Genomic DNA, 21501 nt, shown 5'->3' with positions numbered 1-21501 from the left:
AACGCGTTGCCGTGGCGAAGGAGTGGACGATGGCGCTGGTATCGCCGCCCCGGCACCTGCTATTCGAGACCGTCGACACAGAACGCGCGGCAGAATACCTCACCTGCATGTACGGCACCAGGTTCCGGCTGGCCGTGGAAAGACACGGATACTTCTACCGACACTCCCGGCTGGCGGGTGACAGCTTCTCCGTCGACCGCAGCGACGTGAACCGGGACACCACATTCATGATTGATTCCGCCCCGGTGTTGTTCGTCGCCCGGGCGAGGAACTCGAACCTCAGCTACCGGTGCGGGGACGTCGAGTTCCGGCTCGGCCACGGCGACGTGATCCTGTGCAACCTGACCGAACACGGCAGGCCGTTCCGCACCCGCCTGCGGGACGGCGCGGTCGAGGCGGCGATCCTCCCGTTCTCCGTGCTGGCGGAGATCGCGCAGACCCGTGGTGCGGAGCCGCTCCGGTTCGCGAGCAGGCAGCCCGTCGGCCCGGCACAGGTGGCGCACCTGCACGCGACCATCGACTTCGTGTCCGGCGCCATCCGTGACCGCCCCGAGGCGATGAGCGAGCCACTCGTGCACGGCGCGGCCGGGCGGATGCTGGCCGCCGCGGTACTGGCGGCGTTCCCCAGCACCGCGCTCACCGATCCCACGCCAGCCGACCGGCGGGACTCCCACCCGGCGACGCTGCGCAGGGCGGTCGCGTTCGTCGAGGAGGCCGCACACGTGGACATCAGCGTCGCGGACGTGGCCTCGGCGGCGAACGTCACCATCCGAGCCGTGCAGCACGCGTTCCGCCGTCACCTCGACACGACGCCGATGGGTTACGTCCGCAGCGTGCGGCTGCGGCGAGCGCACCAGGAACTGCTCGCCGCCGATCCGGCCACGGGCGTCACGGTCACGGAGATCGCCGCACGCTGGGGCTTCTACCACCCGGGCCGCTTCGCCAGGTACTACCGCGCGACCTACGGCAGCGCGCCGTACCAGACCATGCTGCGCGACGCGCCGTGAACGAGGAACAGGCTCCGGTGCTGGGGGACACCAGGAGCCTGTTCTCTGGGTGAGGTGACGAGGTCCGGGTCACCTGCCCGGGTGTTCGTCCCGGTTGGTACCAGTCTCGTCACCCGCCGGCCGGCGGGCAGCACACCATGCGACGTGTCGTCACGCATGTCAGCGGCCAGGACGTCCGCGGAACGAAACGAGCGGCGGTCATCCCCGGCCTCCGTCGGGGCGTGGCCCCCGGCCGTCGTGGTCCACTGTGGACCAGTTCGCCCGCGTCGCAGGCGGCACACCGGCCCGACACGCCGAGGTCGACGCGGCACGCGGGTGTCGGCGGCTCAGCGGACCGCCGTCGCGACGAGGTCGGCGGTCGCGTCCCACAGCCGCCGGGCCATCGCCCGGTCGAGGCCTGCCTTGCCCTGCCGGCGGACGGCCGGGTCGCCCCGCAGACCACCGAGCCCGTCCGGCCCGACGTAGGAGTTGCCGGGAACGTCCTGTGTGGCGGCGTAGAGCACCGACAGCGCACCGCGCTCGGGGGCGTTGGTGAGGAACGTGAACCGGTTGACGACGTTCGAACGGGAGTGTGCGGCCAGGCTGGTGCGGGCGATGCCCGGGCTGGCGAGCACCGAGCGAACCCGGCTCCCCGCGGTGGTCAGCCGGTGCTGCAGCTGGAGGGAGAACAGGACGACGGCGAGCTTCGACGCCTGGTAGGCACCCATCCCGTTGTACTGGCGGGTGCGCCAGTCGAGGTCGGCCAGGTCGATCCTGCCCTGGCGGTGCAGCTGGCTGGTGACGTGCACGACCCGGTCGGTGACGTGCTCGAGCAACAGGTTGGTCAGCGCGAACGGACCGGTGTAGTTGGTCGCGGTCTGCAGGTCGAGCCCGTCGGCGGTCCGCGCGGCGGGGATGTCCATCACCCCGGCGTTGTTGACCAGGATGTCGAGGTCACCCGACCACGAGCCCGCGAAGGCACGCACCGACGTCAGGTCCGCGACGTCGAGCGGCCGGACGTCGAAGTCGCCTGGCAGGCCCGCCACGGCGTCGCGGGCCTTGTCCGTGTCACGTACACCCAGAACGACGTGGGCGCCCGCGCGAGCGAGCTCGCTCGCCGTGACCAGCCCGAGGCCACGGCCCGCGCCGGTGATCACCACTGTCCGGCCGCTCAGGTCCGGGATGTCGTTCGCTGTCCACTTGGTCATGACGCAAGTCAACGGGGAGTGCCGTCGGGGAGGAAGGACACACGCAGCCACTGACTGGCAGACCGTGGCTGCGCCGTGCCGGGTGACCAATGATGTGGTCATGGACCGCATGTTCGACCGCTCGTCTCTCGGCGCCTTCCTGCGCACTCGGCGTGCCGCGCTGCAACCGGAGGACGTCGGCCTGCGCAGGGGACAGCGCAGGCGTGCTCCCGGGCTGCGTCGCGAGGAGGTCGCGGAGCTGTGCGCCATGTCGGCCGACTACTTCGCCCGCCTGGAACGCGGCGACGGGCCACAGCCGTCGGAGCAGATGGTGGCGGCCATCGCCAGAGGACTGCGGCTGACCCCGGACGAGCGTGATCACGTGTTCCTGCTCGCCGGGTACCGCACCACGCACCGTGACGTGTTCACCGAGCACGTCAGCCCGGGACTGATGCGTGTCGTGGACGGCCTGACCGGCGCCACGGCGCAGGTCATGGGGCCGTTGGGGCAGACACTGCTGCAGACACCTGCCGCCGTCGCGCTGCTCGGCGACGAGACCCGGTACACGGGCGATGCCCGGTACGCGCCGTACCGCTGGTTCACCGACCCCACCGCCCGCGAGCGCTACCACCCGGACGGCCACGACACGAACAGCAGGACCAACGTCGCCCTGCTCCGCGACGCGGCCACCCGCGACGGCGCGGGCTCGCAGGCCACGAGGTTCGTCGACACCCTGCGACAGTCCAGCGAGGAGTTCGCCCGGTTGTGGGAACGCCACGAGGTCGGCCTCCGGTGGAGCGAGACCAAGCGGTTCGTCCACCCGGAGCTGGGCAGGCTCGACCTCTACTGCCAGCTCCTCCTCGAACCCGACCACGGCCAGTCACTGCTCGTCTTCACCGCGACGCCGGGGACGGAAAGCCACGAGAAGCTCGACCTGCTCAGGGTGCTGGGGACCGACCGGTTCCCCGTTGACGCGGAGTAGCCGGTCGGTGGCCGTGCTCGGCCGGGACCGGGTGGACGGTCGAGACTGCCACGAGGTCGTCGAGCTACGCCTACCTGCCGGACAGTGAGCCCGCCAGCACCTGGCTGTCGGCGACGGTCCGGCCGCCGACGGCCAGGTGTGCCGTACTGACCGCGCGGGTCGCCACGGCCAGCGGCCCCAGTCCCGACAGTGCGGCCACGACCTCCCAGGCCAGTCGTTCCCCGCCCGGGGACGTGCTGACCAGGCCCACCGTGGCCACGTCCGTGAGCCACTGCGCACAGATCTGACCGGTCTGCGTGAGCCGCCGTACACCTGGTGCGCCGGACCCGATCGACCGGACCATTTCCTGTGTCGCGGAGTCCCCGTCCGGGTCGCAGATCAGCACGAGGTCGCTGGCGGCCGTCACCGACCGCACCGCCTCACGCTGGTCCGACGCTTCGTAACAGAACTCGCCGGGGTACTGGCCGCGCAACGACGGAAAACGCGCTCGCAGCACCGCCACGATGTCGACGGCGTCCTCGATCGCAATTCCCGGTGCCACCACGAAGGAGACCTTTTCCGGGGCAGGCGCGGTCGCGGTCCTGGCCCGTGTGGTGGACGTGATCAACGCAGTGGCGTGGGGAGCCCGGGCGAGTACCTCGGACGCGGCCCTCCCGGCCTGACCGACCACCAGTACCGTGTCGCCGCGGTCGGCGAACTCCCTCGCCCTCTCCGCCGCCAGCGCGGTGCCCTTCGCCGCGGCCACGGACAGGGGACTCGCGAGCAGTGCCCGCCGGGTGCGTACCACCCCTGACCAGATGCCCACCGCGTCCTCGATGGCCGCGATGCCCACGTGGTCCACTGCCTGTGCCGCCGCGCCAAGTCCGACGGCGAAGCCGTCTATGTCCACATAGGACATCGCGAGCAGCAGCGCCTCACCGGGTTCGCCACGGCCCGGCGAGATCACGGCGTCGACCGTCCGTACTCGCAGACCGACGCCCCGCAGGTGTGCGGCCAGCAGACAGTTGGCCGGGCAGTGAACCCAGCCCCGGTCCGGGTGTTCGAACCCCCGGGGCACGACCACCTCACCGGCAGCCACGTTTCCGACGCTCGACCGTCTGTGTTCCACTGACCGGCCAACCACCCGAATCCTCTCCATTCTCCTGCGGCGAGAACCGCGTTGGGCTGTTGGTGAACAGGCCTGAATTCCGCGCGAATTGGCGTGTCAGGTGAGAAAGCACTCTTCGTGCACGGATTTCGATTGGTAACGGTACGCCGTGCGGGCACGGCCAAGCCCCGCCACGAGGCCCGTTCACTCGCCCTCACGTCGATGCCACCCGCGAAGGGCGTCACGTCACGGTCCGTACGAGACCGGACCGCACGCGACCTGCGGCTACGCCACTAACGGCGTGGTGGCGTGCTCACCCACCGGTACCTCGACGCTACGAGTCGTCATGGGGCGTCGAGGCGGGCCCGGTGGGCGAGGGCGATCACGAGGGGGTGGTGCACGTTGCGGAACAGGTTCAGCAGGGTCGTGGACGATGGTGTCGTCGGTGGCGGTGCTGATCACCACGGCACTGGGCCGGGTGCCCGCGTGGTGCCGGCCGACGAGCCGGATGGCGCGGCCCCGGCGGGCGGCCAGGGCGTCCGCGTAGCTGTGCAGGTTGACCGGCGGCCGGACGGGGGATCACGGCCAACGCGTCGGCCACGGCCGGGTCGACGGGTCCGGTGACGTGCCTCGTGGGGGAGTCGGTCATGCGCCGCCTCCCTCCTGGCCGCCGCGCCTGGGCAGGCAGTCACTCTAGGTCTGACCTGCCGGTATGGCGTCGAAGCTCACCCGGTGGTGGACGAGTCGCCGAGAAGGTGCCACCCCTGCGGGGTCGTTGGTCTCGATTCAGTTGCCGAGGACCACTCGTCCGAGTTACCCGGCTGCCCGGCTGCGGCGAGCGGGTGACGCTGCGTGCCCGACCGGTGGACGTGGCCGCGAAGGTGTCGACGCGGGACGCACGCGGGCGATTAGGTCCTGGTGTGCGTGGCCGCGCCGTGGCGTTATCGCCGGTAATCACCGCGCACAGCCAACAGCCCCGCCCGATCCGCGGTGGCACGCGGTTCGGACAGGGCTGTCGGTCGTCGAATCCGGAGGTCAGTCCTTCGGGGCGAGACGCAAAGAGATCGAGTTGATGCAGTAGCGCTGGTCAGAGCTAGTCGCGGCTGGTGGATCTGATCCGCCGGCTGAGGGATCGTGCACGCGATACCGAGTCGGACGCGGCCGAACGCCTCGTGGCGACGCCTGCCGCGGATCGTGGGCCGCGTCGCCGGTGATCGCCTGCGCCGCGCGATACCGGACAACGCGTGCGGCTACGCGAAGAGCCTCCTCAGGCCTTGGCCTGCATGCTCGATCGTGCGGGGTTGCCCTGCTCGTCGGCCTTGGGGTCCTTCTCGTCCTGCTTGGCGTGCACGCCGCTCTCGATGCGGTCGCCGAGATCCTTGTCGATGTCGCGCCAGTACTCGAAGGCCCGCGCCAGGACCGGTTCGCCGACCCCGTTGAGCAGGTGTCCGACCACGTTGTCCACGAGCCGTGCACGCTGGGCGTCGTCCATGACCTCGCGGACCAGCGTGCCGGGCTGCCCGAAGTCGTCGTCGTCCTCGCGCAGGGTGTAGGCCGTGCGGACCATCTCGCCGTCGGCGTACCACAGGCCGGCGTCGTCGGTGCGGGACGCGTCGGCGCTCGGGCCGCCGTAGGAGTTCGGTGCGTACACGGGGTCGACCGCGTTGCGCACGCGCATCGCACCGTCCTTGGTGTAGCTGTTGACCTCCACGACCGGCGTGTTGACCGGGACCTGTTTGTAGTTCACGCCCAGCCGCGCGCGGTGGGCGTCGGCGTAGGCGAAACCGCGGGCCAGCAGCATCTTGTCCGGCGACAACCCGATGCCCGGCACCAGGTTGTTGGGCTCGAACGCGGCCTGCTCGATCTCGGTGTGGTAGTCGGTCGGGTTGCGGTCCAGCGTCAGCCTGCCGACCTCGATCAGCGGGTAGTCACCGTGCGGCCAGACCTTGGTCAGGTCGAACGGGTTGAACCGGTAGGTCTTGGCGTCGTCGAACGGCATGATCTGCACGTACAACGTCCACGTCGGGTACTCGCCGCGCTCGATCGCGCGGTACAGGTCCCTCGTGTGGAAGTCCGTGTCCGCGGCGGCCATCTGGTCGCCCTCGTGCTGGGTGAAGCACTCCACGCCCTGGTCGGACTTGAAGTGGTACTTGACCCAGAACTTCTCCCCGGCCGCGTTGACCCAGCTGTAGGTGTGGCTGCCGTAGCCGTTCATGTGCCGCCACGTCTTCGGTATGCCGCGGTCGCCCATCAGCCACGTCACCTGGTGCGCCGACTCCGGTGAGAGCGTCCAGAAGTCCCACTGCATGTCGTGGTCGCGCAGGTTGGTGTCCTGCCTGCGCTTCTGGCTGCGGATGAAGTGCTGGAACTTCATCGGGTCGCGGACGAAGAACACCGGGGTGTTGTTGCCGACCATGTCGTAGTTGCCCTCGGAGGTGTAGAACTTCAGCGCGAAGCCGCGCGGGTCCCGCCACGTGTCGGGGCTGCCACGCTCACCGGCCACGGTGGAGAACCGGATCAGCGTGTCGGTCCTCACGCCGGGCTGGAACACGTTCGCGCGTGTGTAGGCGCTGACGTCCTCGGTGGTCTCGAAGTGCCCGAACGCACCACCGCCCTTGGCGTGCGGTTGCCGCTCCGGGATCCGTTCCCGGTTGAAGTTCGCCATCTGCTCGATCAGGTAGTGGTCGTGCAACACGATCGGCCCGTTCGCGCCGACGGTCAGCGAATGCTCGTCACTGCTGACCGGCGCACCACCGTCGGTCGTCGTCGCCCGCGTGGATGACCTCTCGTCAGTCACGGAACGCCTCCTCCCCGTAGTTTGGAACAGTTCAAGAATCGGTGTACCCACTCGGGCCGCGGATACGCACGTGTTCGTCGACCGGAGTGAGATCGCCACGTTGACGCGGGCGGGCGACCTGGGCCGGCCGGTTGTCGCTCCGAACCCCGGCGCCCGCCTGGTGATCGCGGTGGTTCGCTAGCGGTCGTGGTGGCAGACGGCTTCCAGCTTGATGCCGAACGGGTCGCGCCAGAACCGCGCGAAATACGGCGGTGGGTACCGGGGGAGTCTTGGGGTTCGTGCAGGACCGCGTCTCCGGTCGAACGCTCGTGGTCGTGGACGGTATGGACGGCCGCGCGGGTCTCGACCACGAACGCCAGGTGCTGGAGTCCTGTTCGTCCGTCGCTGTAAGTACCGTCGTCGGTCGCCGGGTAGAAGAAGACGTGCGTGCCCGGCTTGCCGCCCGCGGGCCGGTACGCGAACTGGTCGTCGGAGTTCAGGAACGTCTCGAATCCGACCAGCGAAGCCGAGTGCACCACTCGTCTCGTGCCGTGGCTCGCTAGAGCACGCAGAACTCGTTGCCCTCCGGATCACACATCACGACATGGTCCGGCTCGCCGTCCAGATCGGCCACCACCTCGACGGTCGCCCCGGCCGCGACGAGCCGATCGACAGCGGCGGTCACTCGAGGCCACCGCTCCGCCCGCGGCACCTGTCGCCCGCCACCGGCCTGCACATCGATGTGCAGACGATTCTTGACCGCTTTCGACTCCGGCACCCGCAGGAACGACAACTTGGGCCCCACCCCCGCCGGGTCGACCAGGTAGGCGCCGTCCCCCCACTCCGCCTCTGGCACGTCGTGGCTGCGGAACCAGTCCTCCCAACTGGCGAACCCCGCGGGAGGCGGCGGTGTGACGTAGCCGAGTGCGAACGCCCAGAACTCGGCCACCACGGCAGGCCGCGCACAGTCGATGGTCAAACTCCAGGGGGTGGTCATGCCCGCAACCTACCAGCGAGCCCCGACAGCCGGCACCGTCGCACTCCTCGCACAACTACACGGCATCCATGGGATCTCCCCATGCGGCTCGACGGGATGATCCACAGTGGATGGTCCGCAAGCCGCCGATCGGATCCCGGGTGTCATGTCAAGCTCCACAATCCTTGTGATGTTACCTCCGGAATCGCCGGCTCACCGGAATTGCCTCTTGCTGTGCAGTCGCTCAGCATCCATGCTGAGGGTAGCCACCACCGCGCCTTCGACGCAATCAACGAGACGACTTCGGGAGGCTGACCCATGACCAGCCAGGACGCCGCGGTCCTGCGGTGGGATCCGTACGACGTCGACATCGCTACCGACCCCTATCCGGTCTATCGACGCCTGCGCGAGGAAAAACCCCTGTACTACAACGAGACCCACGACTTCCACGCGGTCAGCAGGTTCGCGGACTGCGAGCGCGGACTGGCCGACTGGCGCACGTTCTCCTCGCACAAGGGCGACATCCTCGAACTGATCAAGTCGGGCATGGAGATACCACCGGGTTCGCTGATCTTCGAGGACCCGCCGATGCACGACATCCGCCGCAAGCTGCTCATGCGGATCTTCACCCAGCGGCGGATCGCCGCCCTGGAACCGAAGATCCGCGACTTCACCCACCGGGTGCTCGAGCCGCTGGTGGGCAAGGAGCGGTTCGACCTCGTCGGTGAGGTCGCCAACCAGGTGCCCATGCGGGTGATCGGGATGCTGATGGGCATCCCGGAGTCCGAGCAGGAGGCGGTGCGCGACTCCGCCGACGAGAGCCTGCGCACCGAGGCGGGCGCCGGCATGGACTTCCGCGGCGGTGCCGTGCTGTCGAACGAGATCTTCACGGAGTACATCGACTGGCGCCGCGGCCATCCGTCGGACGACGTGGTGACGGAGATGCTGACCGCCGAGTTCGAGGACGAGCACGGTGAACGGCGCACGCTGACGCCTGCCGAGATCCTGACCTACACCACCGTCGTCGCGGGTGCGGGCAACGAGACGACGGGCCGGCTGATCGGCTGGATGGGGTCGACCTTCGCGAGCCATCCGGCGCAGCGGCGCGACGTCGTCGAGAACCCCGGGCTCGTGCCTGCCGCCATCGAGGAGATCCTGCGCATGGAGCCACCCGGCGGGTTCATCGCGCGGTTCGTGACCACCGACGTGGAACTCCACGGCGAGACGGTGCCGGCGGGCAGCACGTTGCTGTTGCTGATCGCGGCGGCGAACCGCGACCCGAGGCGCTTCGAGGACCCCGACGCCTTCGACGTCCACCGCGCAAGCGGCCAGCGTCTGACCTTCGGGCACGGTGTGCACTACTGCCTCGGCGCCGCGCTCGCCCGCCTGGAGGGCCGGATCGTCACCGAGGAGGTGCTCAAGCGGTTCCCCGAGTGGGAGGTCGACTGGGAGCACGCGAAGCTCGCCCAGACGTCGACCGTGCGCGGCTGGGAGACCCTACCGCTCCTGGTCGGTTGACCGTCCACCGAGCACCCACCATTACCCGGACACGAAACGAGGACAGAGATGCCCGGACGAGTCGAGGGCAAGGTCGCCTTCATCACCGGTGCGGCACGCGGGCAGGGCCGCAGCCACGCGGTGCGGCTGGCGCAGGAGGGCGCGGACATCATCGCGATCGACGTCTGCGCACAGCTCGACAGCGTGACGATCCCGCTTGCCACGCCAGAGGATCTCGCGGAGACCGCGGCACTGGTCGAGAAGGAGGGTCGCCGCGTGGTCACCGCCCAGGTCGACGTCCGCGACCACGAAGCGCTGAAGGCGGCCGTGGACGACGGGGTCGACAGGCTGGGCAGGCTGGACATCGTGCTCGCCAACGCCGGGATCGGGTCGAGCGGAGACCCCGTGGAGAAGATGTCGGCGAACATCTGGCAGGAGACGATCGACGTCAACCTGACCGGGGTGTGGCACACCGCGAAGGTCGCCATTCCGCACCTCGTCGAGGGCGGCCGCGGTGGGGCGATCGTGCTGACCAGCTCGGTCGGCGGCCTGCGGGCGCACCCGAACATCGCGCACTACGTGTCCGCCAAGCACGCCGTCGTCGGCCTGATGCGCTCGCTGGCGGTCGAGCTGGGGCAGCACAACATCCGCGTCAACTCGGTGCACCCGACGCAGGTCAGCACGCCGCTGCTGCTCAACGACTGGACCTACCGGATGTTCCGGCCGGACCTGGACAATCCCACGCAGGAGGACTTCGCGCCGTTGTCGCAGATGGCGCACGTGCTGCCGATCCCGTGGGTCGACGCGGTCGACGTCAGCAACGCGATACTGTTCCTCGTCTCCGACGAGGGCCGGTACGTCACCGGCGTCCCGCTCCCGGTGGACGCGGGCGCCATGCTCAGGTGACCAGGGCGCCGCCGCGGTCGCGTCGCTCAGCTGTCCGAAGTGGACGCGATCGCGGAATGCCCCGGGCACACCAGGAAACCGTCGACGATGACGTCGATCATGCGCTTCGCCGCCTGATGGTCGGCGGACATGTCCAGCGCCGTCTCCACCATCTGGAACACCAGCAGCAGATCCGCCGGCTCGACCTGCCGCCGCACGATGCCGGCTGCCTGCGCACGGCGCAGCGAGGGAGTCATCAGCTCGACGAGCCCGTCGGCCTCGCGGCGCTGGAAGCGCTCCGGCAGCTCGCGGAAGAACCGCACCAGCGGGCGATGGGCGACCTGTGCGCGGAGCACTGTGGTGAGGACCTCGCGGAACTCGCAGTGCCGCGCGCTCTCCTCTTTGACGATACGGACGATGATGCGCAGTTTCCTCTTGGTGACCGCCAGTCCGAGTGCTTGACGATCCGGGAAGTGCCGGTAGACGGTGGCCCGGCCGAGCCCTGCCCGGCGCGCGATCTCCTCCAGGGGCACGACTTCGGACCCTTCGCGGAAGGCGTCGTCGGCCACCCGGAGGATCTTTTCCCTGTTGTGCAAGGCATCCGTTCGCGGACGCCCGTGCGGGCTGAACATCGGCATCGAGCCTACTGGCGGGTAGTGAGACCTGCAAGTGATTCTTTGTCTCACCGGCTTTTCCTAGACTCCTCGCATGACCGACCTCAGCCGGCGTACCGTCCTCAAGGGTGCGGCCGCCGCCGCCGGACTGACCCTCCTCCCCGCCACCGCGAGTGCCGCGACCGGCCGCGCCACGGTCACGAACGAGGAGCACCGCGTCGTGGTGATCGGCTCGGGGTTCGGCGGTGGGGTCACCGCTCTGCGGCTCGCGCAGGCCGGCGTCAGGGTGCACGTGATCGAGCGCGGCATCCGCTGGCCCACCGGCCCGAACGCCGAGACCTTCCCGCACGCGACCGCGCCGGAGAAGCGCATGTTCTGGATGGGGCTGGCGAGCCCCCTGCCGTTCCTGCCGAACGTGCCCATCGGTCCGCTCGAGAAGTACACCGGCCTGCTGGAACCGGTGGTGGGCAACGGGATGATCCAGGTCGTCGCAGCCGGCGTCGGCGGCGGTTCCCTGGTCTACCAGGGAATGACGCTGCAGCCTGCCGAGCACGTGTTCAACACGCACTTCCCCGAACAGCTCGACTACGCCGAGATGGACCGGACCTACTACCCGCGGGTCGCGCGGATGCTGGCGATCGAGACCGCGCCCGACGAGCTCGTCAACAGCCCCACCTACCGCCCGTCCCGCGTGTTCGCGCGGAACACCCAGCGGCAGGGCTATCCGCTGTCGAAGATCCCCATGCCGATCGACTGGGACTACGCGCTCGCCGAGCTGCGCGGGGAGATGAAACCCTCCTACACCAACGGTGACTGCGCGCTCGGGGTGAACAACGGCGGCAAGCACTCGGTCGACGTGACTTATGTGGCCGCCGCGGAGGCCACGGGCAACTGCACCGTCGCGACGCAGCACAACGTCACCGACGTGGAGCTCGCGCGCGACGGCCGCTGGCTCGTCAACGTCGACCGCATCGCCACGGACGGCACCGTGCTGGAGAAGAAGGTCCTCACCGCGAACGCGCTCGTCATGGCGGCCGGCACGGCGGGCACCAACCGCCTGCTCATGAAGGCGAGCAGGAAGAGGCTCATCCCGGACCTGCCCGACGCGCTCGGCCAGGGCTGGGGCTCCAACGGCGACCAGATCTACACCTGGACGAACCTGGCCGAGGACTTCGGCTCACCGCAGGGTGGTCCGGTGGTCTACGGCAGCCTCGAATGGGACGACCCCACCCTGGCCAACACCGTCATCCAGGCCTCGCTCCCGCCGTTCCCCGACCTGCGCACCACGATGCTCGTCGGCTACGGCGTGAGCAGCGGCCGGGGCCGTTTCACCTACGACCCGCTGCGCGACGATGCGGTCCTGAACTGGGTTCCCGGCGCCGACCAGCGGCTCGCCAACCGGATCGCCAAGCGGGTCAACGACATCGGCGGCCCGCTGTCGGTGAAGCTCGACACCACGACGATCCTGCCCAACACCTGGCACCCGCTGGGCGGCGCGTCGCTGGGCTCCGTGTGCGACCTGGAAGGCCGTGTGTACGGCCACCGCGGGCTGTACGTGCTCGACGGCGCACTCATGCCCGGCACGACCGCCGCGTGCAACCCGTCCATGACCATCGCCGCCGTCGCGGAGCGTGCGCTCGACCGCATCGTCGCCGAGGACGCCGGGACCGTGTTCTGACCGCGTACTACCGAACGCTGTGGAGACTCGACGATGAGACCCACCGAACCCCGTCGCCGAGCGTCACCTCGTGGCCCGGCCGCCGGACCCGCGTCGTGCGCCCGATCGACCCGCCTTCTTCGCAGTCGTGCTCGCGTAACTCTCGAGCCGGTCCAGCAGCTGCTCCATGAAGGTGACGGCCTCGTCGTGGGCCATGGAGAAACCGAGGCGGTCCTCCAGGGACCGCACCCGGGCGACGGCCGTCATGAGGAAGACGAGCGCCTCCGGCGTGCACACGTCCTCGGGGACGCGGTCGTGCGCCATGACTGCGGACGCGACCTCGAGCTGCGCGGCGCGGAACAGCTCGGAGTACCGCGCCACCTCGGCCCGGATCGCCTTGCGGTGGTTGGCGAGCGAGGTGATCTCCATCGTGAACGCCGTGGCGGCGGTCTCGTTGTTGAACTCCCACAGGGCACGCAGCGGCCGGTCCGAGTCCAGCAGCTCCTTCTGGTGCAGCAGGCCTTCCTCGGCGCGGCGGCGGAACATCTCGAGGAACAGGTCGTCCATCGTGCGGAAGTAGTAGTGCACCAGCTGGGACCCGAGCCCCGCCTCGGCGGAGACGCGTCGTGAGGTCACGGCCGCATAGCCCTCGTTGACCATCAGCTGCTCCGCCGCGTCCAGCAGGACGGCGCGGTTCTTCGCGTCCGGAGCGCCAATCCGGCGCTGTGTCACCATCGTCGACCTACCTCCCACATCCGCTCCGACGAGCGCGTTCACGATGATATCGCCTCGCCGTCGACCACGGTGTCAGCCGGGGAACCCATCGTCCACTGAGGATGGGGGAGGGGTCGGCCTTGACGACTGCAACCCGACAGTGTTAAGCATATGCACAGCGTTGTTAAGCGACTGCACAGCGTTGTTGCCAGAAAAGAGTCACACGCTCGCCGACGAGAGGACGTGACTTCGTGGCCGACGTGACTCCCGGTTGGCCGCGACGTGTCTCCGCCGCGGCGGGTGCGGTCCTGGACGCCGTCGGCTACCAGGTCGTCTTCTACGGCAGGGCCTACGGCTGGTTCTTCCGGGCACTGCGCCGCTACCGGACGGAGATCCTGCGGCAGCTCGCGTCGGTGAGCTTCGGCCGGGGAGCGTTGGCCATGGTCGGCGGGACGGCGATGATCGTCGCCTTCCTCACCGGGACCACGGGCATCGAGCTGGCGGTCCAGGGCTACGCGCAGCTGGCGAACATCGGCATCGACGCGCTGCTGGGGTTCATCTCCGCCTACGTCAACACCCGGATCGCCGTGCCGCTGGTCACCGGGATCGCCCTCGTGGCCACGGTGGGCGCCGGGTTCACCGCGGAGCTCGGGGCCATGCGGATCAGCGAGGAGATCGACGCGCTCGAGGTGATGGCGGTCCCCTCGATCCCCTACCTGGTGACGACACGGGTGATCGCGGGCCTCGTCGCCGTGACCCCGCTGTACGCGATCTCACTGGTGATGTCGTACTCGCTGACCCGCGTGGCCACCACCGTCCTCTATGGCCAGTCGCCGGGCACCTACGACCACTACTTCGAGACGTTCCTCGTGCCGAGCGACATCCTGAGCTCGTTCGCCGTGGTCCTCGTGATGGCACTGGTGATCATCTCGGTGCACTGCTACTACGGCTACACCGCGGCAGGCGGCCCGGCCGGCGTGGGACACGCGGTGGGCCGCGCAGTCCGGCTGTCCCTCGTGGGCGTCATGTTCGTCGCCCTCGGCATGAGCCTGGTCCTGTACGGAAGCTCCGACACCCTGCACATCTCGAGGTGACGCGATGACGACACCCGGCCCACGGTCTCCGCGCCTGTTCGGGCTCCTGGGCGTCGCCGTGCTCGGACTGACGGCCTACGTCGTGGTCGGGAGCTACAACCAGACGTTCGTGCCCGTCGTCCGGGCGGAGGTGATCGCCGACCGCGCCGGGCTGCAGCTGGACCGCCGGGCGGACGTCACCCTGTACGGCGTCACGGTCGGCGACGTGCGGGCCGTCGAGGCCGTGGACGGCAGGGCGGTCATCCGCATCGCGATCGACCGCGAGTACGCCGACGCGGTGCCGGCCGACGTGAGCGCCCGGATCATCGCCCCCACGGTCTTCGGCGCGAAGTTCGTCGACCTGGTGCCACCGGCGGCACCGGCCGCGGACGCCATCGAGGACGGCGCGGTGATCCACGCGCGGACCGTCGGCACGGAGACCAACTCGGTGTTCGACAGCGTGATGGCGCTGCTGACCACCGTGCAGCCCGCGCGGCTCGAAGCCACGCTGGGGGCCGTCGCCGCCGCGCTGCGCGGTCACGGGTCGCGGCTGGGCGAGTTCCTGAGCGACCTCAACACCTACCTCACGCGGTTCACCCCCACGCTGCCCGCGGTGGCGCAGGACCTCCGGACGCTGCCGGAGGTCGCGGGCACCTACGCCGACGTGGTGCCGGACGTGCTGCGGATCGCGGACGACACGACGGCGCTGAGCCAGACCGTCCAGGACGAGGAGGCCGGGCTGCACGCCTTGCTGCTGAGCCTCGTGCGCGTCTCCGACGACGGCCGCGCCCTGCTGGCCGACCAAGGCCGCAGGCTCGTCGACCTGCTGGACACGATGCGCCCGACCACCCAGCTGCTGGCCTACTACGCGCCGTCGTTCCCGTGCATGTTCGCCACGGTCAACACGTTGCGCGTGGCGAGCACCGAGGCCGTTGGCGGCCAGTACAACGGCATCCACGGCGTCGTCACGTTCCTGCCCGGCCAGCAGGGCTACCAGAAGGGGCTCGACGACCCCGTGGTCGGCGCCGACGGGCCGCCCCGGTGCTACCCCGCACTGGTCGCGTACGGGCCGCACTACACGTTCGACGACGGCACCACGACCCCCGACTTCAACCGCACGACCACCGAGGTGGTCAGCCCGCTCGAACTGGCCCGGATGCTGCTCGGCCCGGCCGTGGTGCCCTATGTGGGCGGTGGCCGGTGAAGCGGATCTCGTTGCTGTTCAAGGTCACGGCCTTCGTCACCGCCACCCTCACGATGACGGGCCTGCTGGTCGTGGTGTTCGGCGGCTTCCGGTTCGAGCCGACCACGACCTACCACGCGGTCTTCGAGGACATCTCCGGTATGCGGACTGCCAGCGTGGTCCGGGCGGCCGGTGTCGACGTCGGACGCGTCGAGGAGACCGAGCTCCTGCCGGACAACACGATCCGGGTCACGTTCACCGTCGGCACGCGGATACCGCTGACCACCGGCAGCACCGCGGTGGTCCGCTACAAGAACCTGGTCGGCGACCGGTACCTCCAGCTCGGCCCCGGCCCGGGGCCCGCCCTGCCGCCGGACGGCACGATCCCGAGGTCCCGGACGAGACCGGCGCTGGACCTCGACGAGCTGTACAACGGCTTCGCGCCACTGTTCCAGGGCCTCGCGCCGGAGCAGGTGAACCGCCTGTCCAGCGCGTTGATCGCGGTCCTGCAGGGACAGGGCGGCGCGGTCGAGGGCCTGCTCGCCGACCTCGGCTCGGTCACCACCACGCTCGCCGACCACGGCACGCTGATCAGCGACGTCGTCACCCAGCTCAACACGGTGCTGGAGACCCTCGTCCAGCGTGCGCCGGAGCTCACCGACACGATCGTCACCCTGCGGACGCTGGTCAGCGGCCTCGCCGAAGACCGGGAACGGATCGGTGGCTCGCTGGCGGACATCAACGGCCTCACCACCTCGCTCGGCGGCCTGCTGGCAGAGCAGCGCCCGGACATCCAGGGCACGATCACCCAGCTCGGCGCGTTCTCGCGCACGATCAACGCCGACCAGGCGGCGCTGGACAACCTCATCCGCCGCCTGCCCGGCTACTACATCCCGCTCGGCCGCCTCGGCGCCAACCAGAGCGCCTTCCAGTTCTACGTGTGCGGCGTGCAGCTGCGGTTCACGACACCGGCGGGCCGGATCACCACGCCTTTCATCAACAGCGGGGACGTGCCGCGATGCTGAACACGAAGAAGCGGTTCCGGGAACGCGACCCGCGCAAGGTCGGCATCGTGGGCGTGCTGGCGGTGGTGGCACTACTCGTGCTGGCGCTGTCCTCCGGCTCGCTCTACCGGGCGCTGACCAGCGTCGCGTACTCGGCGTGGTTCGCCGAGGCGGGCGGCCTGTCCGTCGGCGCGGACGTGCGCATCGGCGGCCTCACGGTCGGCGAGGTCGAGTCCGTCGCGCTGGCGCGCGGCCACGTCAAGGTCGGCTTCACCGTGGCGGAGCCCGGCAACCTCGGTGCGCGGACCGGCGCGGCGATCAAGACCGCCACCCCGCTCGGCGTGAGGTTCCTCGCCGTCCTGCCCGAGGGGACCGGGCGACTCGCGCCGGGCGCGGAGATCCCGCTGGACCGCACCAGCTCGCCCTACGACCTCGCCGCGATCCTCGGCCAGGTGACCCAGCACACCGAACAGCTCGACACCGGCCGGCTGGCCGAGGCGCTGGACACCGTCGCCGACACGCTGAAGGACACCCCGGACGAGCTGCGCACGACACTGGACGGCGTCAACCGCCTCGCGCAGACCGTCGCCGGCCAGGACCAGGCATTGCGCGACCTGCTGTCACGCGCCGACACGGTCACCGGCGTGCTCGCCCAGCGCAACCGCGAGCTGGCCCAGCTGTTCGACGACGGCACCCTGCTGCTCGGCGAGCTGAACCGGCACCGCACCGTGATCAGCCAGCTGCTGACCAGCACCGCCACGCTGCTCGACCAGCTCACCGGCCTGGTGCACGACAACCAGCGACAGCTCGAACCGGCGCTCCAGCAGCTCCAGGGCGTGCTCGACCTCCTCAACGCCGACGACCACCTGCTGGGCTCGGTGATCCAGGGCCTCAACGCCTACACCGGCTCCCTCGGCGAGTCGGTCGGCGGCGGCCCGTGGTTCTACGGGTACATCCCCAACCTGCCCCCGACGAACCTCGCCCCCCTGCTCCCCGACGTGCTGAAGGCGCTGGGCCCATGAGACTGCTCAACCACACCACGCTCGCGGTCGCCGTGGCCCTGGCGCTGGTCGCCGGCGCGGCGGCCACGCTGCTCACCACGGCCCGGCCGGACAAGGTCATCACGGCGTACTTCGCCGCGGCTCCCGCGCTGTACCCGGGCGACTCGGTCCGGGTGCTCGGCGTCGAGATCGGCGAGATCGTCTCGATCACGGCGGAACGCGACCGGGTCAAGGTAGTGCTGCGCTACGACCCGGCGATCCGGGTGCCCGAGGGCGCGAGCGCGGCGATCGTCGCGCCGACGATGGTCAGCGGCCGGTTCGTCCAGCTCGCCCCGGCCTACACCACGGGCCCGGCGCTGCCCGACGACGCGACCATCCCGCAGTCGCGCACCGCGACCCCGGTCGAGTGGGACACCACGGTCACCGAGCTGACCGAGCTCGCCACGCAGCTCGGGCCCGCGTCGAGTGAGCTCACCGGTCCGCTGGGCCGCGCGCTCGACACGGTGGCGGCCAACGTGGACGGTCAGGGCGACCAGCTCCACGACACCATCCGCAACGCCTCCGCCGCGATGACCACGCTGGCCGACGGCGGCGAGGACCTGTTCGGCACCGTCCGGAACCTTCAGTCGGTGGTGACCAACCTGGCGCGGAACGACGCGGCGGTCGACGCGTTCGGCCGGCAGCTCACCGAGGTCGCGGACCTGCTGGCGGACAACCGGGACCAGCTCGCGGGCGTGCTCCAGACCCTCGACCAGGTCGCGTCGCTCGTGGCGACCTTCGTCCGGGACAACCGGGACCAGCTCAGCACCGACCTGACCGGGCTGGCCGAGGTGGCGCGGCAGGTCGCGGACAACCGGCAGGCGCTCGCCGACCTCCTGCAGCGCGCACCCGTCGCGGTGTCGAACCTCAACAACGACTACGACCCGGTCGGCAGCCTGCAGCCCGGCGCGTTCGCCCTCACCAACTTCAGCGACCCGGCGACCTTCGTCTGCTCGCTGATCTTCGCTGCCGGTGGGCGCAACGACAACACCAACTCCGCGTGCGAGGCGGTCATCGCGCCGTTCGTCCAGGTGCTCAGGATGAACAACGTCCCGTTGCTCGTCGACCCGTTGCAGACCGCAGGAGGCGGGCGATGAGGCGGCCGTCGCGGCTCGCCGCCGCGTTGGCCGCCGCGGCACTGCTCGCCGGGTGCGACGGGCTCCCGTTGCCGTTCCGCAGCGGCGTCGGCGAGGACGGCTACCAGATCACCGTGCACCTGGTGGACCTCGCCAACCTCGTGCCCAACGCCGAGGTGAAGGTCGACGACATCACGGTCGGCACGGTCACCGGGGTCGCGTTCGACGACTGGACCGCCGCGCTCACCGTCAGCCTCGCGCGGTCGGTCACCCTGCCGGCCAACGCCGAGGCGAGGATCGGGCAGAAGAGCCTGCTGGGGGCCACGTACCTGGAACTGGCGCCCCCCGCCCGCGGGGCGGTGGGGCGGCTGCGTGCCGGTGACGACATCCCACTCAGCCGCACCGGGCGTTACCCCGAGACCGAGGAACTGCTCGCCGCGCTGTCCGCGTTCCTCAACCACGGCGGCCTCGCGCAGCTGAAGACGATCACCGCCGAGCTCGACGACGTCCTCGTGGGGCGCACCGGCGAGGTCCGCGACCTCATCGACAACGTCGGCACGCTGGCCGCCACCCTCGACGCGCACAAGGGCGACGTCGTCGCGGCACTGGCGAACGTCGACCGGCTGAGCGCCGCGCTGGCCGAGCAGATCCCGGTCGTCGACGAGGCGCTGCGCGCGATCCCACCGGGACTCGCCGTGCTCGAACGGCAACGCACGACCCTGGTCCAGGCACTCGACGCGGTCTCGGCCTTCGGCGCCGTCGCCACCCAGGTGATCACCGCGAGCCAGGACGACCTGCGCGCGAACCTCCAGGCACTGCAACCGGTGCTGGGCAGTCTCGCCGCGTCGGGCAAGGACCTCACGGGCTCCATGGGAATCCTGCCCACGTTCCCCTTCGCCACCAACAGCGCGTTCCCCGCCGTGGTCAACGGCGACTACGGCAACCTCTACATCACCGTCGACCTGGACCTGCAGACGCTCAGCCAGAACCTGTTGCGCGGCTTCACCATCGCCGGCGTGCCGCTGCTCGGCGGGTCCTCGCTCGCCGGCGGGCTCGTCGACTCGAACCCGATCACCGGCGGCCTCGCGGACCTCCTCCCGGTTCCGCCCGTTCAGGCCCCGCCACCGGTGCCCCCCGCGCCCCAGGGCGGCGGGCTGCTCGGCGGCATCCTCGGAGGCTTGCTCGACACGCTGATCCCGGGCGGCCACTGATGCTGACCAGGATGATCCGGGGCCAGCTCGTCGCGTTCGTCATCGTCACCGTGGTCGGCGTGACCTACGCCGCCGTGCACTACCTGCGGCTCCCGCGCCTGCTGGGCGTCGGCACCTACGCGGTCACCCTCGACCTGCCCCGGGCCGGCGCCCTGTACGAGAACGCCCTCGTCACCCTGCGCGGTATCCAGGTCGGCAGGGTCGACCGCCTCGACCTGGACCGGGCCGGTGTCCGCGTGGTGCTCGGGATCGACGACGGAGTGTCGATCCCGGCCGACTCCGCGGTCGCGATCCGCAGCACCTCCGCCATCGGCGAGCAGTACGTCGACTTCCAGCCCCGGTCGGCGTCGGCGCCACTGCGTGACGGCCAGGTCCTCCCGGCCTCCCAGGTGTCCTTCCCGACGCCGGTCGGCGACCTGCTCTTCTCGGTTCACCAGCTCGCCGCGACCCTGCCACTCGACGACCTGCACTCCACCGTCGACGAGGTCTACCGCGCGTTTCGCGGCACGGGCGAGGACCTCGCCGCCTTCCTCCGTGCGGCCACCCGGCTGCAGGACCTCGCGAACGCCAACCTCGACCCCACCCTCCGGCTGCTGCAGGACCTGGTGCCCGTCCTCGCCACGCAACAGCGGCTCGGGCCGGACATCCGGGCCGCCACCGGCGACCTCGCCGCGGTCACCGGCACGCTGCGGTCGGTGGAGCCGAGCATCCGCGGCGCCATCGAGGGGACCCGGCCGATGGTCGACGAGTTCGACGCGCTGCTGACCCAGGTGAGCCCGACGCTGCCCCAGCTGCTCACGGACCTGATCTCCACCGGTCAGGTGCTGAACGTCTACCTGCCGAACATCCGGCACAGCATCGTCGTGTTCCCGGCGGCGGTCGCCTCGCTGACCGGCTCCACGGCGTGGGGCATCCAGGACTCCGGCCAGAACCCCCCGCTGTACTCGGCATTGGGGTTCAAGCTGACGTTCAACAATCCGCCGCCGTGCGTCACCGGGTACGACCCGGACCGGGTGCCGCCGTCGGACCTGTCGAACTCGCGCCCACCGCCGAGGGACGCCTACTGCAAGGAGCCGAAGGACTCGCCGATCGCGGTCCGCGGCTTCCGCAACGCGCCGTGTCCTCCCGGCAGCCCCACCGGGCCGGGCAGCACCGGTGCGACCGCCGCGGCGTGCGGCTGGCAGTTCCAGCCCGTGGCCGAGGCCGACGCCGCCTACGACGCCGGCATCAGGCACATGCTCGAGGTGGCCGCGCGGAACCCGAAGACCCGGGCCGAGAACGAGGCGTTCATCGGGGACGCCCGGTTCCCCGGACCACGGCCGACCGCGCCGCCGCCCGCGATCAACGGCGCCGGGAACACGTCGCACCAGGGGCCCAACGGGCTGTTCTCGACCGACGGCAAGACGTTCCTCAACGGTGCCGGCCTGCCACTGCCCGAGGTCAGCACGGCGAACGGACCGGTGAGCGGGCTGGAGCAGTTCCTGCTCGCGCCGATGCTGGCGCCGACCGGGTCGTGAGCACGGCCGGGGACACGACTGCCGAGGAGGCCGAGC

General features: G+C 70.2%; 18 protein-coding genes. 12 read left to right on the top strand and 6 right to left on the bottom strand.

All coding sequences use genetic code 11. The features are described from left to right. Positions 1–29: 29 nt before the first annotated feature. Complete coding sequence (locus CLV71_RS10505; RefSeq protein ID WP_133902442.1) at positions 30–1007, top strand: helix-turn-helix transcriptional regulator; 978 nt, start codon at positions 30–32, stop codon at positions 1005–1007. A gap of 326 nt (positions 1008–1333) precedes the next feature. Here CLV71_RS10505 and CLV71_RS10500 read toward each other — a convergent pair whose 3' ends face one another. Continuing rightward, entirely contained in the window at positions 1334–2194 is an 861-nt protein-coding gene (locus tag CLV71_RS10500; RefSeq protein ID WP_133902441.1) for an SDR family NAD(P)-dependent oxidoreductase, read from the bottom strand. Positions 2195–2294: 100 nt separating this feature from the next. On the opposite strand from CLV71_RS10500, the gene CLV71_RS10495 reads away from it, so the two are divergent. Further along, complete coding sequence (locus CLV71_RS10495) at positions 2295–3155, top strand: helix-turn-helix transcriptional regulator (protein WP_133902440.1); 861 nt, start codon at positions 2295–2297, stop codon at positions 3153–3155. Between the two features lie 70 nt (positions 3156–3225). On the opposite strand, the gene CLV71_RS10490 is transcribed toward CLV71_RS10495, so the two are convergent. The 3 genes from CLV71_RS10490 to CLV71_RS10475 form a co-directional block, all read right to left on the bottom strand. Next, a complete protein-coding gene (locus CLV71_RS10490) occupies positions 3226–4233 on the bottom strand; it encodes a hypothetical protein (protein WP_133902439.1) in 1008 nt (335 codons plus the stop codon). Between the two features lie 1276 nt (positions 4234–5509). Then, positions 5510–7039, bottom strand: coding sequence for a catalase (locus CLV71_RS10485; RefSeq protein ID WP_133902438.1), 1530 nt, complete (start codon positions 7037–7039; stop codon positions 5510–5512). A gap of 538 nt (positions 7040–7577) precedes the next feature. Beyond that, entirely contained in the window at positions 7578–8015 is a 438-nt protein-coding gene (locus tag CLV71_RS10475; RefSeq protein ID WP_133902437.1) for a VOC family protein, read from the bottom strand. A gap of 297 nt (positions 8016–8312) precedes the next feature. Between CLV71_RS10475 and CLV71_RS10470 the strand changes: the two genes are divergently transcribed. Beyond that, a complete protein-coding gene (locus CLV71_RS10470; RefSeq protein ID WP_133902436.1) occupies positions 8313–9512 on the top strand; it encodes a cytochrome P450 in 1200 nt (399 codons plus the stop codon). Positions 9513–9560: 48 nt separating this feature from the next. After that, positions 9561–10397, top strand: coding sequence for a mycofactocin-coupled SDR family oxidoreductase (locus tag CLV71_RS10465; protein ID WP_133902435.1), 837 nt, complete (start codon positions 9561–9563; stop codon positions 10395–10397). 26 nt (positions 10398–10423) lie between these two features. On the opposite strand, the gene CLV71_RS10460 is transcribed toward CLV71_RS10465, so the two are convergent. Further along, positions 10424–11014, bottom strand: a complete 591-nt coding sequence (locus CLV71_RS10460; protein ID WP_243866338.1) for a TetR/AcrR family transcriptional regulator — start codon at positions 11012–11014, stop codon at positions 10424–10426. A 70-nt stretch (positions 11015–11084) separates the two neighbouring features. Between CLV71_RS10460 and CLV71_RS10455 the strand changes: the two genes are divergently transcribed. Then, positions 11085–12668, top strand: a complete 1584-nt coding sequence (locus tag CLV71_RS10455) for a GMC oxidoreductase (protein ID WP_133902434.1) — start codon at positions 11085–11087, stop codon at positions 12666–12668. A gap of 63 nt (positions 12669–12731) precedes the next feature. On the opposite strand, the gene CLV71_RS10450 is transcribed toward CLV71_RS10455, so the two are convergent. Beyond that, positions 12732–13382: a TetR/AcrR family transcriptional regulator gene (locus CLV71_RS10450; RefSeq protein ID WP_133902433.1), complete on the bottom strand. Its 651-nt coding sequence runs from the start codon at positions 13380–13382 to the stop codon at positions 12732–12734. 230 nt (positions 13383–13612) lie between these two features. Between CLV71_RS10450 and CLV71_RS10445 the strand changes: the two genes are divergently transcribed. The 7 genes from CLV71_RS10445 to CLV71_RS10415 are packed head-to-tail and all read left to right on the top strand — an operon-like array spanning position 13613 to position 21465. Beyond that, positions 13613–14455 carry an MlaE family ABC transporter permease gene (locus CLV71_RS10445; RefSeq protein ID WP_208297491.1) on the top strand — a complete coding sequence of 281 codons (843 nt, stop codon included), beginning with the start codon at positions 13613–13615 and terminating at the stop codon, positions 14453–14455. Positions 14456–14459: 4 nt separating this feature from the next. Continuing rightward, positions 14460–15638 (top strand): MCE family protein, encoded by a 1179-nt coding sequence (locus tag CLV71_RS10440; RefSeq protein ID WP_133902432.1) that lies wholly within the window; start codon positions 14460–14462, stop codon positions 15636–15638. Continuing rightward, positions 15635–16642, top strand: coding sequence for an MCE family protein (locus tag CLV71_RS10435; RefSeq protein ID WP_133902431.1), 1008 nt, complete (start codon positions 15635–15637; stop codon positions 16640–16642). The genes CLV71_RS10440 and CLV71_RS10435 overlap by 4 nt, the downstream gene beginning before the upstream one ends. Beyond that, positions 16636–17643, top strand: a complete 1008-nt coding sequence (locus CLV71_RS10430) for an MCE family protein (protein ID WP_133902430.1) — start codon at positions 16636–16638, stop codon at positions 17641–17643. The genes CLV71_RS10435 and CLV71_RS10430 overlap by 7 nt, the downstream gene beginning before the upstream one ends. Beyond that, the gene (locus CLV71_RS10425; RefSeq protein WP_133902429.1) at positions 17640–18758 is read left to right on the top strand and encodes an MCE family protein; all 1119 of its coding nucleotides are present in this window, start codon (positions 17640–17642) and stop codon (positions 18756–18758) included. Before CLV71_RS10430 ends, CLV71_RS10425 begins: the two co-directional genes overlap by 4 nt. After that, the gene (locus CLV71_RS10420) at positions 18755–19948 is read left to right on the top strand and encodes an MCE family protein (RefSeq protein ID WP_133902428.1); all 1194 of its coding nucleotides are present in this window, start codon (positions 18755–18757) and stop codon (positions 19946–19948) included. Before CLV71_RS10425 ends, CLV71_RS10420 begins: the two co-directional genes overlap by 4 nt. Beyond that, positions 19948–21465 carry an MCE family protein gene (locus CLV71_RS10415; RefSeq protein ID WP_133902427.1) on the top strand — a complete coding sequence of 506 codons (1518 nt, stop codon included), beginning with the start codon at positions 19948–19950 and terminating at the stop codon, positions 21463–21465. Before CLV71_RS10420 ends, CLV71_RS10415 begins: the two co-directional genes overlap by 1 nt. Positions 21466–21501 lie beyond the last annotated feature (36 nt).

The organism is Actinophytocola oryzae (genome assembly GCF_004364325.1).
Classification (GTDB): domain Bacteria; phylum Actinomycetota; class Actinomycetes; order Mycobacteriales; family Pseudonocardiaceae; genus Actinophytocola; species Actinophytocola oryzae.
The sequence above is the reverse complement of the archived record's forward strand: the minus strand, read 5'-3'. Positions and strand labels throughout refer to the sequence as shown.

Coding starts and splice junctions, on each gene's coding strand:
- CLV71_RS10505 (WP_133902442.1), top strand. CDS start 30: ATGGCGCTGGTATCGCCGCCCCGGCACCTGCTATTCGAGACCGTCGAC.
- CLV71_RS10440 (WP_133902432.1), top strand. CDS start 14,460: ATGACGACACCCGGCCCACGGTCTCCGCGCCTGTTCGGGCTCCTGGGC.
- CLV71_RS10495 (WP_133902440.1), top strand. CDS start 2,295: ATGGACCGCATGTTCGACCGCTCGTCTCTCGGCGCCTTCCTGCGCACT.
- CLV71_RS10415 (WP_133902427.1), top strand. CDS start 19,948: ATGCTGACCAGGATGATCCGGGGCCAGCTCGTCGCGTTCGTCATCGTC.
- CLV71_RS10420 (WP_133902428.1), top strand. CDS start 18,755: ATGAGGCGGCCGTCGCGGCTCGCCGCCGCGTTGGCCGCCGCGGCACTG.
- CLV71_RS10450 (WP_133902433.1), bottom strand. CDS start 13,382: ATGGTGACACAGCGCCGGATTGGCGCTCCGGACGCGAAGAACCGCGCC.
- CLV71_RS10455 (WP_133902434.1), top strand. CDS start 11,085: ATGACCGACCTCAGCCGGCGTACCGTCCTCAAGGGTGCGGCCGCCGCC.
- CLV71_RS10460 (WP_243866338.1), bottom strand. CDS start 11,014: ATGCCGATGTTCAGCCCGCACGGGCGTCCGCGAACGGATGCCTTGCAC.
- CLV71_RS10500 (WP_133902441.1), bottom strand. CDS start 2,194: ATGACCAAGTGGACAGCGAACGACATCCCGGACCTGAGCGGCCGGACA.
- CLV71_RS10470 (WP_133902436.1), top strand. CDS start 8,313: ATGACCAGCCAGGACGCCGCGGTCCTGCGGTGGGATCCGTACGACGTC.
- CLV71_RS10425 (WP_133902429.1), top strand. CDS start 17,640: ATGAGACTGCTCAACCACACCACGCTCGCGGTCGCCGTGGCCCTGGCG.
- CLV71_RS10475 (WP_133902437.1), bottom strand. CDS start 8,015: ATGACCACCCCCTGGAGTTTGACCATCGACTGTGCGCGGCCTGCCGTG.
- CLV71_RS10430 (WP_133902430.1), top strand. CDS start 16,636: ATGCTGAACACGAAGAAGCGGTTCCGGGAACGCGACCCGCGCAAGGTC.
- CLV71_RS10465 (WP_133902435.1), top strand. CDS start 9,561: ATGCCCGGACGAGTCGAGGGCAAGGTCGCCTTCATCACCGGTGCGGCA.